The sequence below is a fragment of the Pedobacter sp. SL55 genome (assembly GCF_026625705.1).
In the GTDB taxonomy this organism is placed as follows: domain Bacteria; phylum Bacteroidota; class Bacteroidia; order Sphingobacteriales; family Sphingobacteriaceae; genus Pedobacter.
Map to the genome: position 1 here is coordinate 2,419,210 of NZ_CP113059.1, position 12,743 is coordinate 2,431,952.

At 36.8% G+C, this 12,743-nt stretch carries 14 protein-coding genes; 2 read left to right on the forward strand and 12 right to left on the reverse strand.

Annotated elements, in window-relative coordinates; all coding sequences use genetic code 11:
* Positions 1-218 precede the first annotated feature (218 nt).
* The 7 genes from OVA16_RS10925 to rpmB form a co-directional block, all read right to left on the reverse strand.
* Positions 219-794: a zeta toxin family protein gene (locus OVA16_RS10925; RefSeq protein WP_267759262.1), complete on the reverse strand. Its 576-nt coding sequence runs from the start codon at positions 792-794 to the stop codon at positions 219-221.
* A gap of 15 nt (positions 795-809) precedes the next feature.
* Positions 810-2,135, reverse strand: a complete 1,326-nt coding sequence (gene rimO, locus OVA16_RS10930; RefSeq protein ID WP_267759264.1) for a 30S ribosomal protein S12 methylthiotransferase RimO — start codon at positions 2,133-2,135, stop codon at positions 810-812.
* A gap of 79 nt (positions 2,136-2,214) precedes the next feature.
* Positions 2,215-2,598: a GxxExxY protein gene (locus tag OVA16_RS10935; protein ID WP_267759266.1), complete on the reverse strand. Its 384-nt coding sequence runs from the start codon at positions 2,596-2,598 to the stop codon at positions 2,215-2,217.
* 36 nt (positions 2,599-2,634) lie between these two features.
* Complete coding sequence (ftsY, locus tag OVA16_RS10940; protein WP_267759269.1) at positions 2,635-3,597, reverse strand: signal recognition particle-docking protein FtsY; 963 nt, start codon at positions 3,595-3,597, stop codon at positions 2,635-2,637.
* 67 nt (positions 3,598-3,664) lie between these two features.
* Positions 3,665-3,829 carry a DUF4295 domain-containing protein gene (locus OVA16_RS10945; protein ID WP_267759271.1) on the reverse strand — a complete coding sequence of 55 codons (165 nt, stop codon included), beginning with the start codon at positions 3,827-3,829 and terminating at the stop codon, positions 3,665-3,667.
* An 86-nt stretch (positions 3,830-3,915) separates the two neighbouring features.
* The gene (gene rpmG / locus OVA16_RS10950; protein WP_015809322.1) at positions 3,916-4,098 is read right to left on the reverse strand and encodes a 50S ribosomal protein L33; all 183 of its coding nucleotides are present in this window, start codon (positions 4,096-4,098) and stop codon (positions 3,916-3,918) included.
* Between the two features lie 38 nt (positions 4,099-4,136).
* Positions 4,137-4,370: a 50S ribosomal protein L28 gene (gene rpmB / locus OVA16_RS10955; RefSeq protein ID WP_097132999.1), complete on the reverse strand. Its 234-nt coding sequence runs from the start codon at positions 4,368-4,370 to the stop codon at positions 4,137-4,139.
* 515 nt (positions 4,371-4,885) lie between these two features.
* On the opposite strand from rpmB, the gene acs reads away from it, so the two are divergent.
* Both acs and OVA16_RS10965 read left to right on the forward strand, forming a co-directional pair.
* Positions 4,886-6,778: an acetate--CoA ligase gene (gene acs, locus OVA16_RS10960; RefSeq protein WP_267759283.1), complete on the forward strand. Its 1,893-nt coding sequence runs from the start codon at positions 4,886-4,888 to the stop codon at positions 6,776-6,778.
* A 236-nt stretch (positions 6,779-7,014) separates the two neighbouring features.
* Positions 7,015-7,200, forward strand: coding sequence for a CsbD family protein (locus OVA16_RS10965; protein WP_097133002.1), 186 nt, complete (start codon positions 7,015-7,017; stop codon positions 7,198-7,200).
* A gap of 124 nt (positions 7,201-7,324) precedes the next feature.
* On the opposite strand, the gene OVA16_RS10970 is transcribed toward OVA16_RS10965, so the two are convergent.
* From OVA16_RS10970 to OVA16_RS10990, 5 genes are all read right to left on the reverse strand, one after another.
* Positions 7,325-8,872 carry a DHA2 family efflux MFS transporter permease subunit gene (locus tag OVA16_RS10970; protein WP_324288606.1) on the reverse strand — a complete coding sequence of 516 codons (1,548 nt, stop codon included), beginning with the start codon at positions 8,870-8,872 and terminating at the stop codon, positions 7,325-7,327.
* Positions 8,873-8,975: 103 nt separating this feature from the next.
* A complete protein-coding gene (locus OVA16_RS10975) occupies positions 8,976-10,013 on the reverse strand; it encodes an HlyD family secretion protein (RefSeq protein ID WP_267759288.1) in 1,038 nt (345 codons plus the stop codon).
* 7 nt (positions 10,014-10,020) lie between these two features.
* Positions 10,021-11,385: a TolC family protein gene (locus OVA16_RS10980; protein WP_267759290.1), complete on the reverse strand. Its 1,365-nt coding sequence runs from the start codon at positions 11,383-11,385 to the stop codon at positions 10,021-10,023.
* Positions 11,382-12,002, reverse strand: coding sequence for a TetR/AcrR family transcriptional regulator (locus OVA16_RS10985; protein WP_267759292.1), 621 nt, complete (start codon positions 12,000-12,002; stop codon positions 11,382-11,384). Before OVA16_RS10985 ends, OVA16_RS10980 begins: the two co-directional genes overlap by 4 nt.
* 101 nt (positions 12,003-12,103) lie before the next feature.
* A complete protein-coding gene (locus OVA16_RS10990) occupies positions 12,104-12,367 on the reverse strand; it encodes a transposase (RefSeq protein WP_267759294.1) in 264 nt (87 codons plus the stop codon).
* Positions 12,368-12,743 lie beyond the last annotated feature (376 nt).

The following is a 12,743-nucleotide window of genomic DNA, read 5'->3' on the forward strand; positions in this document are numbered from 1 at the left end:
TATTAAATAAGATGGTACAATAAATAAAAAGTCGAGATGAAAATCTCGACTTAAAAAATACTTTTTAATTGATTATGGCTTTATCTTTACAATTTTGCCATCTTTTAATATTACCAACTCCGAGTTTTTTTGTTTCTTAAATTCAATCAGTTTTTCGTAGACTTTTTCGAGACCGAGCAACAGTTTGTTTTTTAATTCCATTTGTTTCTCTACGGTTGTCATAATGATAGTTTTAGCTTGTTAAACTTATACTCGTCTATAATAATTAGGTTGTCGTCAATAGTTTTTTGCGCTAAAAGCTCATGATTACCATTTGAGTTATCAAAAATAAAAGCGCCGTCAACAATTGGCAAATAAATATCGAATAAATTTTCGATACCTCGTACATATCTTCTTTCAATTACTTCTGGTAAAATATTATGTCCACCCTCAATAACCCTAGTTTTTACCCTCTCTTTTGCTAATTCTATGCTCTGCAACCAAAAGAATAACAAAGTAACTGTATAACCTTTTTGTTGGGCCTCTGCTATTTTACCTTTATAGCTTTTTGTAGCTAACGTGGTTTCGAATGCAAAACTCTCATTGTTTTTCAACAGTTCATTAATTCGATTTAGCATTATTCTACCAGCTTCAAATGCAACTTTTTCTGGTTGGAAAGGAGATAAACCCTTCGCTATTTCATCTGCATTGACAAACTCTTTACAGAAAATAATTTCGGGCAGGATGGTAAAAGATGCGGTAGTTTTTCCTGCACCGTTACAACCAGCAATTATGTAAAGGTTTTTGTCCGTCATGTAGACAAATATAAACTATTTCACAATTCGCCCGTACAAATCAAAATCTTCTGCTCTGTCTACTTTTACGTTTACAAAACTCCCTATAGCGGCATAGCCAGAATTGGCATCAATTAAAACCTCATTGTCCACTTCGGGGCTATCAAACTCGGTACGGCCAATAAAGAAATCGCCTTCTTTTCTATCCACCAATACTTTGTAGGTATTGCCCACTTTTTCTTGGTTGATTTCGTAAGAAATACCCTGTTGCAATTCCATAATGGCATCTACACGCTCTTGTTTTACTTCTTCCGGAACATCGTCCACTAAATCGTAAGCATGCGTTTTTTCTTCGTGAGAATACGTGAAGCAGCCCAAGCGATCAAAACGAGTATCAGCAACCCATTGGTACATTTCTTCAAAATCTTGCTCAGTTTCTCCCGGATAACCACAAATTAAAGTGGTACGCATAGCAATGTTTGGAACTTTAGCTCTAATTTCGTTAACAATATCAATGGTTTTTTGCTTGGTAGTACCACGACGCATGGATTTAAGCATGTTATCCGTGATGTGCTGCAACGGCATATCTAAATACTTACAAATATTTTCACGCTCGTTCATGGCGTCTAAAATTTCCATTGGAAAACCAGCAGGATAGGCGTATTGTAACCTGATCCATTCTATACCATTTACGTCAGATAAACGACGTAAAAGTTCATCTAAATTTCTCTTGCCGTAGATATCTAAACCGTAATAAGTTAAATCTTGAGCAATTAAAATCAGTTCCTTAGTACCGTTAGCTGCTAATATCTTGGCTTCGTTTACCAACTCGTTCATATCTCTCGAAACGTGTTTGCCACGCATTAGCGGGATTGCACAAAAAGAGCATGGACGGTTACAACCTTCAGCAATTTTGAAATAAGCAAAATGCGATGGCGTAGTTAGCAAACGCTCGCCAATTAATTCGTGCTTGTAATTTGCACCCAGTGTATGTAAGATGTTTTGAAGATCGTTGGTGCCAAAAAAAGCATCAACGTTGGTGATTTCTGCTTCTAAATCTGGTTTGTAACGTTCAGAAAGGCAGCCAGTAACAATCACTTTTCCGACTTTGCCTTCGTCTTTTAACTGACTGTATTGTAAAATGGTATCGATAGATTCTTGCTTTGCATTATCTATAAAACCACAAGTGTTAATTACTACAATGTCATCTTTCCCTAATTTATTTGCTTCGTGCTCAACATTTAGATTGTTACCTTTCAATTGTCCCATTAATACCTCGCTATCGTAAGTGTTTTTAGAGCAACCAAGCGTAATTACGTTAATTTTAGGTTGGTATAATGATTTTTCCTTTTTTACTTTCATTTTTTTCCTTCGGGATGATTATTCCGATTTTCTTCCTTCGGTCTGATTTCACAGATTAGAAGATTACACCGATTTATTATTATACTGATAAGCGTTTTACTTCACAGCTTGTATTACCAAAATTTATTAATAGTCCAGTTTTAACTTTGCTTGCTCTTAAGTAAGAAATTAACTGATTTTGAAATAGTTTAGGTTGATAACCTGTAACTGATTTTAGTTCTACAATGACTTTATTTTCGACTAGTAAATCGCATCTGAATTTGCCAATAACCGTTTTTTCAAATTCTACAATAAACTCTTTTTCGGCTTCAAATGTTAATCCTTTTTGCTGTAATTTAATTTTTAGAGCATTTACATAGATCTTTTCAAGAAAGCCAGGACCGAGGGTATTATGGACTTCGAAGCAACATCCAATTATTATTCTCGTTAAATCATCATGTTTAGATTTGTTTTCCAGTTCCATAACATCGGTGTAATCCTAAAATCTGTATAATCGTAGTTATTTAAATAAACTACTTACAAATTCACGTTTATCGAACAATTGCAAATCGTCCATTTTTTCGCCTACGCCAATGTATTTAACCGGAATTTTGAATTGATCAGAAATGCCAATTACTACGCCACCTTTGGCTGTGCCATCTAACTTGGTAATAGCCAAAGCATTTACGTCGGTAGCTTCGGTAAACTGTTTGCACTGCTCAAAAGCGTTTTGTCCAGTAGAACCATCTAATACTAATAAAATCTCATGAGGCGCATTAGGTACAATCTTTTGCATCACGTTTTTGATTTTACCTAACTCGTTCATCAATCCAATTTTGTTGTGCAAACGCCCAGCGGTATCAATAATTACCACGTCTTCTTTATTGGCAACTGCCGATTGTAAAGTATCGAAAGCTACTGAAGCAGGATCAGAGCCCATTGCTTGTGCAACTACACGTACCCCAACACGTTCGCCCCAAAGTTTAATCTGATCAACAGCGGCGGCACGGAAAGTATCGGCGGCGCCAAGTACTACATTTAAACCTTCGTTTTTTAGCTTATGCGCCAATTTACCGATAGTAGTAGTTTTACCCACACCATTTACACCAACTACCATAATTACGTAAGGTTTATGGTCGCCGTATTCAAAATTTCTGAAATCATTACTATTGTTTTCAGCAAGAAGTAACTGAATTTCATCTCTCAGTAAACCATTAAGTTCTGTAGTAGAGAGGTACTTGTCCTTTGCTACACGTGCTTGAATGCGTTCAATGATTTTTAAGGTAGTGCTTACACCAACGTCAGAAGTTACTAGCACTTCCTCCAAGTTGTCCAAAACATCATCGTCTACGGTAGATTTTCCGGCAACGGCTTTGGTTAATTTACTGAAAAAGCCTTCCTTGGTTTTTTCTAGTCCTTTATCTAGCGCTTCCTGAGCTTCAGGGGCGGTTTCTTTCTTTTTGAAAAAATCGAATAAACCCATAGTTTGATAAAATAAAAAAAGCCCTTCCGTTAATACGGAACGGCTCTTAAGCTATTCTTAAATATTCTTATTTGCTGCTTGCAGCGGCAATAGCATCTTTAACGTGATCATTGTGAACAATTGATTCTTTGAATGAATAAGCACCTGTTTTTGGAGACTTAACCATTGCGATCACTTTTGAATATTCTTTACCAGTACCTGTTTTAAGGGTTGCAACTACTTTCTTTGCCATGTTTTTAAAATTTAATGAGAGAATGTGACTGTTGACAATTCATAATCTATGACTATTATTTGCCTTACACCTTCAACCTTTAATCCTTATTTAATTTCTTTGTGTACAGTTACTTTTCTTAAAACCGGGTTGAATTTTTTCAACTCTAAACGCTCAGTAGTGTTTTTACGGTTTTTAGTAGAAATATATCTAGACATACCAGGCATACCACTTGTTTTATGCTCTGTGCATTCTAAAATAACTTGAACTCTGTTACCTTTTTTTGCCATTTCTTTATCTATTTATACCGAAAAATCGGTAAATGTTTTTACAAATATCCTTTTTTCATGAAACGATTAATCGCTTCAGAAACACCAATTTTATTGATGGTTTTAATAGCCGAAGTAGATACTTTTAGCGTTATCCAACGATCTTCTTCAGGGATATAAAATTTCTGAAGTTGTAGGTTAGGATAAAACTTGCGCTTAGTTTTAACGTTCGAGTGAGAAACGTTATGTCCTTTCATCGCGGTTTTTCCTGTTAAATCACAAACTCTTGACATGACTTTATTTTGTTATTTGTTATTCGTCGCTTAATTCTTTTTAAGAGCCTGCAAATATCAGAATAATTTTTCTAACCGTCAAGTGTGTCGTAAAAATATTTTGAGATATTTTTTTGCGTATTAAAAATAGCTAGGTTATTAGCTGTTAGGCTACTAGTTAAATACATCAGCTATGCGATAAAATTGAGCTATAACAAGCATTTTTCTCATTAAAATACCAAGTTCTAAGTATTTTAAGTGTTTCCTATAAGCCATATTTTTGTTAGCAATTTTATATTGAACAAATAAAGCCATTGGGCTTATAGTTAAAGATATAATACTAAGTTGAAAGCTCTAATTAAGCCTTTGCCAAAAGCAGAGGCTTTTTCTTTCTTATCGAGAATTGGTAAACTCGAAATAAAATCAGCCGTTTTTTAAGAGTATGTTTATAAAATTGAAACGATTTTGATGTTTTTATAGCATTTTATTACTTAATTTAGCAATCGAACAAATCCAAAACCTATTATAGATATACTATGCAAATCAAATCTTTTGAGCAGTATGAAGAAAGCTACAAAAAAAGTATTGAAAATCCAGAGCAATTTTGGGGCGAAGTAGCCCAAAACTTTCAGTGGAGAAAACCTTGGTACAAAGTTCTTTCGTGGAATTTTGAAGAGCCCACCATCAAATGGTTCGAAGGAGCTAAACTTAACATCACAGAGAACTGTTTAGATAGACATTTAGAACATAATGGAAATAAACCAGCCATTATATGGGAACCAAATGACCCAGAGCAAGATAGTGTAACCATTACTTATAGAATGTTGCACGAGCGGGTTTGCCGCTTTGCAAATGTGCTTAAGCGCAATGGTGCAAAAAAAGGAGATAGGGTTTGTATTTATATGCCAATGGTGCCAGAATTGGCGATAGCCGTATTGGCCTGTGCTCGTATTGGGGCAGTACATTCTGTTATTTTTGGTGGTTTTTCTGCCAAATCTATTGCCGATAGAATTAACGACTCGCAATGTAAATTGGTAGTTACTGCCGATGGTGTATACCGTGGTGCCAAACCTATTCCGTTGAAAGATGTAATTGACGATGCCTTAATTGGTTGCCCTACTGTAGAAAAAGTAATTGTACTTACCCATGTAAGAACACCTGTAAGTATGTTAAAAGGTAGAGATGTGTGGTGGGAAGATGAATTGAAACACGTAAATGCTGTTTGTGAGGCCGAAGAAATGGACGCCGAAGATCTGCTGTTTATACTGTATACTTCGGGCTCTACTGGTAAACCTAAGGGTGTAGTACATACTTGTGGCGGCTATATGGTTTATGCTGGTTATACGTTTAGTAATGTATTCAACTATCAGCCAGATGAGGTTTATTTCTGCACGGCAGATATAGGTTGGATTACTGGCCACTCTTACATTGTTTACGGGCCACTTTCGCAAGGAGCTACCTCATTAATTTTTGAAGGCGTACCTACTTATCCAACACCTTCTCGTTTTTGGGATATCGTAGAAAAACACAAAGTAAACACATTATATACAGCGCCAACGGCAATTAGATCTTTAATGGGCTTTGGTGATGAGCCATTGAAAGGAAAAGATTTAAGCTCGTTAAGGGTTTTAGGTTCGGTGGGGGAGCCAATTAACGAAGAAGCGTGGCATTGGTTTGATGAAAAAATTGGTGGCGGAAAGGCGCCAATTGTAGATACTTGGTGGCAAACCGAAACTGGTGGTATCATGATTTCGCCAATAGCTACGGTAACTAAAACCAAACCTAGCTTTGCTACTTTGCCTTTACCGGGTATACAGCCTATTTTGGTAGATGAAAACGGTGTAGAAATAGAAGGCAATGGTGTAAGTGGAAATCTTTGCATTAGATTTCCATGGCCGGGTATGCTGCGTACCACTTATGGAGACCATGAGCGTTGTAAACAGACTTATTTTTCTACCTATCCGGGAATGTATTTTACTGGCGATGGCTGTTTGAGAGATGAGGATGGCTATTACAGAATTACAGGTAGGGTAGATGACGTGTTGAACGTTTCTGGACACAGAATTGGTACTGCCGAGGTAGAGAATGCCATTAATATGCATGCTGGTGTGGTAGAAAGTGCGGTAGTGGGTTATCCTCACGATGTAAAAGGACAAGGGATTTACGCCTTTATCATCTATCCAAATCATCATCAAGATGCAGAACTAACTAAAAAAGATATTCTACAAACTGTAACTAGGGTTATTGGCGCTATTGCCAAACCAGATAAGATGTTGTTTGTATCTGGCTTGCCAAAAACCAGATCTGGTAAAATTATGCGTAGAATTTTGAGAAAAATTGCCGAAGGCGATACTTCAAACTTGGGCGATACCTCAACTTTGTTAGATCCAGCGGTAGTAGACGAGATTATAGCTGCTGCAAAAGCTTAAGAAGCATCATATTATAATTAAGGGCAGGTTTTAATTAACTTGCCCTTTTTGTTTTACTTCAAATTTATTTTTGGCTGTAAATCAGATTTTTAGTCTGTGTTTATGGTTGTTTTGCTTCTATAAGCATTACATCAGCCAAATGATATTTGCATATAGCTTAATTACATTTTTTGAAACATAGTGGATGTAAATTTGTTCTTCTAACTCAATCATAAATTAATTTTAAAAAGTACATTATGGATAAGTTAGAATTAAAAGGAAAATGGAATGAGTTAAAAGGTAAAGTTAAACAAGCTTATGCCGATTTAACGGATGACGATTTAAAACACGAGGAGGGAAAAGATGAAGAGTTATTGGGGAAATTACAGCAAAAAACTGGGAAAGGTAGAGAAGAGTTAGTGAAGTGGATTAACTCATTATAAAAACTCCACAAGGAGTTAAACAGGTCGGAAGGTTTTCTTCCGGCTTTTTTTTTGCTTGTTGATGAAAAAAGGCCAGTGAAAAAAATCACTGACCTCATGGTTATTGTGTGTAGGAGTATTAAAATTAGTGTGCGTCTACTGGGATGTTAGTATTTTTCTTAAATTTCTGTAAGAACAACAAAGGAATAGAGCAAAGCATTACTGCACCTGCCACCCAATAAGCATCGCTATAAGTAAGTAACATGGTTTGTTTAATTACCGCACCTTCAATGGCTTTCATGGCCATTAATTTGGCATCTAAGAATGAAGCTCCTTTTGCCATAAAATTGTGCATCAAGCCATTTAGTCTTTCTGTAAATGCAGGATTTTGTTCATTCACATTTACTAACAAATTGCTACGGTGAAATCCTTGGCGAACGTGGATTAAGGTAGTTAACGCAGCAATACCAAATGAGCCGCCCAATTGGCGCATCATGTTATTTAAACCAGAACCTTGCCCAATTTCAGCACCTTTTAAATCTTGTATAGCCAAAGTGGTTAGCGGAACAAATAATAAAGCCATTCCAAAACCTCTAATTACCAATGGCCAGAAAAACTGATCTGTACCAGATGATAATGTAGATTTGCTCAACATGTGGCAGAAGACGAAGAATAAAATCATCCCGCCGGTAGCCATAATTTGAGCTGGTACGCCTTTTTTAAGCATAATACCAATAAAAGGCATCATCGCAATGGTACAAATACCGCCAGCAATGAAAAGTTCTCCAGTTTGTAGTGGCGAAAAACCTAGCAAGTTCTGACAGAAAATTGGAAATACGAATACTGAACCGTACAAGCCAAATCCTAGCACAAAGGAGGTAATCATCCCAATGGAGAAACTTCTATGCCTCATAATCTTGAAATTCACGATAGGATGATCGGTGCTCAATTCTCTCCAGATGAAAAGTAAAAGCCCAAATACCGAGGCTACCGCCAGGGCCGTAATGTAAGGCGTGGCAAACCAATCTTCGCTTTCGCCTTTTTCCAAAACAGTTTGTAAACTACCAATGGCAATGGCAAGCAGTACAATTCCCCACCAGTCGATAGGTGCACCTTTGCCATCCTTAGGCGTTTCTCTAACAAACATATAGGTTAAATAAGCGGCTAGAATTCCTACTGGAATATTTACGTAGAAAATCCAAGGCCAGGTGGTAATTTCTAAGATATAACCACCAATGGTTGGTCCAATAGTTGGGCCAACAACGGCACCTAAACCGAATAGGGCAGTAGCAATACCTACATCTTCTCGCGGCCAAGTTTCAATCAAAATTGCTTGTGCAGTAGAAATTAAACCGCCACCAGCTAAACCTTGTAAAATACGGAAGGCTACCAGTTCCCATAAATTATCTGCATTACCACAAAGAAATGAGGCAACGGTAAAGAGTATGATAGAAAATAAGAAATAATTTTTACGCCCAAATCTACTGCCTAACCAGCCCGACATGGGTAGAATAATTACGTTGGCTACTGCGTAGCCTGTAGATAACCAGGCCACATCTTCTAGCGTGGCGCCCAAGTTACCTTGTATTTGTGGTAATGCTACGTTTACAATGGTGGTATCAATGAGCTCTAATAGCGCTGCTGTGATTACCGTAATCGTGATTATCCATTTTTTTAAACCTACTTCGGCCATTTTTTTGATCTTGAAGCCTCCCCCAACCCCTCCAAAGGAGGGGAGAAGCATATTGTAAATTTACTCCAAATCTCCCTCCCTTTGGGAGGGCAGGGGTGGGCTTTTATATAGCAACAGATACTTTTACACTCATTCCTGGGCGCAATTTCTCTAGTATAGTTTTATCCTTATTAATGATTTTGATTTTTACTGGCACTCTTTGTATAACTTTTACAAAGTTTCCTGTAGCATTATCTGGTGGTAATAACGAGCCTTTGGCTCCAGTAATAGGAGAGAAGTTGTATACTTCGCCTTCAATTTCTTGGTCTGGGTAAGCATCAACATCAATTTTTACTTTTTGCCCAGCGTGAATTTTCTCTAACTGCGTTTCTTTAAAATTGGCCGTTACGTAAATGCTGTTGTCATTAACGATAGAGAATAACGATTGCCCTGCTTGTACCAACTGGCCTTTTTGCACACTTTTTTTACCAACAATACCTGTAGTTGGTGCTTTAATTTGTGTGTAAGAAAGTTGCAGTTTGGCAAAATCAACCTCGGCTTGGCGTTGGGTAACGCCAGAATTGCTCACATTTAATTGCGATTGCGTAGTACCCACTTGTTTTACAGCAGCATGATATTGATCTACTGCTGCATCGTAAGCAGCTTGTGCAGTTTCTTTTTGTGCTTTGGCTTGGTCAAATGCTTGTCTAGTAATCGAACCATCTTTTACCAAGTTCTCATATCTATCGTAATCTTTTTTGGCTAAATCTAATTTCACTCTAGCAGCTTCGATATTTGCTTTTGCGGTTGCCGTGTTAGCCGAAGTAGCAATAATTTGAGCTTGAGAAACGCCAACTCCTGCATTAGCACCAGATTGGCTAGCTTTTGCCTGTTCTAGTTTAATTTGATAATCGCTATCATCTAAAGTTACCAGCACGTCGCCTTGTTTCACTTCGGTGTTTTCTTCAAAATTGATGTCTTTTACATAACCGCTTACTCTTGCAATTACCGGACTAATATCGCCATCAATTTGAGCATCGTCTGTATCTACGTGTTTGCTGTAATAATTATATTGAGTGAAACCAAATATGGCTCCTATAACAATAAATGCTCCTAAAATAATAGGAATTACTTTGTTTTTCTTTTTTGTGGGCTGTGTCATGTTATGTTTAGTTGTATTGTGTAATTTTTCCTGTTGACTTTAACAAGGTGTAATAAGCTAATTGTGCATCGGCCTTGGCTAGTTCTAAATTAATTTTAGCTTGGTACAATAAGGTTTCTGCATCAATTCTATCTGTTGCAGAAGCAATGTTGTTTTGATATTTCGACTCTAATAACCTATCATTTTCTGTAGCTTGGGCAATAGAAGTTTCTAGTACGTTGATTTTTTGAACGGCCAATTGATAGTTTTGGTAATTTCTGTTCAATTCGGTTTTTACATTATCCGTAAAAATTTCTTTTTGCGTATCTATTTCCAATTGTTGCACTTTGGCTTCGGCAACTTTGTTTTTGTTGGTCCATAAAGAGCCTATGTTCCAAGAAACAGTAGCACCTAAAGTAATTGGCATTACAAATTGTTGGTTGCTAGGGATGAAATTTCCACTTGGATTAACATAGTACAAATTTGCACCTAAACCTACCGTAGGCCTTGTATTAGCTTGAATAGATTTGATATTATAATCTGCTGCTTTATGTTGTAAATCGAACTGCTGTAATTCTTGTCTGGTGGATAAAGCAGTAGTTAAATATTCAGAGAAAGAAGTTAATTGTGGTAATGCCGCATCAGCTTCTTTAATTTCGATATCTGTATTTTCTGCTAAACCTAGAAGTACATCAAGATTGTAATTAATTACCTTTCTATTACTCTCGATCTCTAGATCAGTTAAAGAAACATTGGCCTGTTGTAATTGAAACCTCAATACATCATTTTTGGTTACCAAGCCTTGTTCGTAAAACCGTTGTGCTTGTTTCAACTGTTTAGCAATAGCAGCCAAGTTTTGTGCTACCACTTTTTTGCTTTGCAACAATTTGTACAGCGAGAAATATCCATTTACAACAGCGTAGCTTACTTCTTCTTTGTTTTTGTCGGCATCTAATAAAGCAATTTCTTTCAAAAGCTTAGTAGATTCTTGTGCATATTTCAGCTTACCGCCGCCGTAAACTAATTCTTGTACGGCTGCTGTTCCAACAAAAGCATCTGCTCTTTTGGGTAAGTTAATAGGATTTCCTTCGCCAATTTTTAAGGTATTTGTAGGGATTTCGGCATGGTTATACATGAAGCTTGCAGTAGCGCTTGGTAAGGCATTATCCTTAACTACGGCTAATTTGGCAACGGCTTCATCTATTTTTTGTTGAGATAGTTTTAGGTTCTTGCTATTGGCAATGCCTAAATCTATCGCCTCTTGTAGGCTTAATTGCTTAACATTTTGTGCGTGTAAAGCTGTAGGAATAAAAAACAAACTCAGTAAAAACAGCTTGAGTTTTACCGAGAAATTAAAATCCCCTTTAGGGGAATTAGGGGTTATTGGTATCATTGTTTGGGTGTTAAATGCGTAAGTATCATGTCTTGCAGGTGAGCAATCAATCGTGTTTTAATTACTTCTCTGTCTTTTTCGTTATCTAAATCATAGCTGCTGTCTGGAGAAACTTTATTAGGCGATGTGGTGACCATGGAGATCGTACCCATCACGCTCACAATCGTCATTCTAATATCTACCTCTCTAAAATCGCCACAAGCTATTCCTTCTTTAATAATGTCTTCGATCACCAGTAGGTTCTGTCCCATGGCGCCTTTAATCTGATCAAAAACTTCGGGACGGAGAGAAAGTGAAAGCTCTCTGTACATCATTTTATGGAAATTTGCATTGCTCAAAATACGCGTTGCATATTTCTCAATCACTTTCATTAATTTTTCTTTGGCAGGGATATTTTCTTCCTTAATTTGGTTCAATTGCGATTTGAAACCCATAACCCGCTCTTCCAAAATCTCTTTGAAAACGCCCATTTTACTTCCAAAATAGTAGTTAATCATGGCCATGTTTGCGCCAGATTCGGCTGCAATTTGACGGGTAGAAGTCCCTTCGAAGCCATTTTCGCAAAACAGCTTTTCGGCGGCTAGCAGTATATCGGTCTTTTTATCGGTTTTTTCCATCATTTATTTTTTGATGGCACAAATTTAATCAATCGATTGATTAAAATACAAATATTTTTATTTTGGTTTACAATTGGATGATAAATGGATTGGTATAACAATTACCTAAATTTATCTTTCTCCCAGCTTAGTGGATTGTTTTGTATGTAATTGGAGATATTTTGATAGGCATTTTCATCGCGAATAATGTGTTCATAATAATTACGTTGCCAGATATTTTTGATGTCATAATTTTTGATGAACCATTTGGTAACGCCAATTTTAAAACCGCGAACAATGGAACCAACGGTTCGTGACGTGCCATGCGGTAGGGGCGAAACATTTTTCGCCCGATTACCCGAAACATTTTTCGCCCCATTATGCAAAATGTTTTTTTCATCATAATCGGACAAATGATGATTTGCGAAGGACAAATGATGATTTGTCCCTACGGGAGGTGCGGTAATTTAAACGATACCATGAATATGATTGGGCATCACAACAAAATCATGCAAAACAACATTCGTGAAATGTTCGGATATTGAAAACCAACACGTTTCTGCCTGTTTACCCGCATTGCTCAACGTCATTTTACCATTAACGATTTTGCCAAAACGATGAATTCTATCCTGACAACAAATCGTGATAAAATACAGTCCTTCTTTAGAATAGTCGTAACCTCGCAATCTGATGGATTGCCTGTTAAATTGATAATGCATTTTGTTTTAGGTAGATGTAGTAATTAAAAATAACAAAAACCTA

Coding starts and splice junctions, on each gene's coding strand:
- OVA16_RS10925 (WP_267759262.1), bottom strand. CDS start 794: ATGACGGACAAAAACCTTTACATAATTGCTGGTTGTAACGGTGCAGGA.
- rimO (WP_267759264.1), bottom strand. CDS start 2,135: ATGAAAGTAAAAAAGGAAAAATCATTATACCAACCTAAAATTAACGTA.
- OVA16_RS10935 (WP_267759266.1), bottom strand. CDS start 2,598: ATGGAACTGGAAAACAAATCTAAACATGATGATTTAACGAGAATAATA.
- ftsY (WP_267759269.1), bottom strand. CDS start 3,597: ATGGGTTTATTCGATTTTTTCAAAAAGAAAGAAACCGCCCCTGAAGCT.
- OVA16_RS10945 (WP_267759271.1), bottom strand. CDS start 3,829: ATGGCAAAGAAAGTAGTTGCAACCCTTAAAACAGGTACTGGTAAAGAA.
- rpmG (WP_015809322.1), bottom strand. CDS start 4,098: ATGGCAAAAAAAGGTAACAGAGTTCAAGTTATTTTAGAATGCACAGAG.
- rpmB (WP_097132999.1), bottom strand. CDS start 4,370: ATGTCAAGAGTTTGTGATTTAACAGGAAAAACCGCGATGAAAGGACAT.
- acs (WP_267759283.1), top strand. CDS start 4,886: ATGCAAATCAAATCTTTTGAGCAGTATGAAGAAAGCTACAAAAAAAGT.
- OVA16_RS10965 (WP_097133002.1), top strand. CDS start 7,015: ATGGATAAGTTAGAATTAAAAGGAAAATGGAATGAGTTAAAAGGTAAA.
- OVA16_RS10970 (WP_324288606.1), bottom strand. CDS start 8,872: ATGGCCGAAGTAGGTTTAAAAAAATGGATAATCACGATTACGGTAATC.
- OVA16_RS10975 (WP_267759288.1), bottom strand. CDS start 10,013: ATGACACAGCCCACAAAAAAGAAAAACAAAGTAATTCCTATTATTTTA.
- OVA16_RS10980 (WP_267759290.1), bottom strand. CDS start 11,385: ATGATACCAATAACCCCTAATTCCCCTAAAGGGGATTTTAATTTCTCG.
- OVA16_RS10985 (WP_267759292.1), bottom strand. CDS start 12,002: ATGGAAAAAACCGATAAAAAGACCGATATACTGCTAGCCGCCGAAAAG.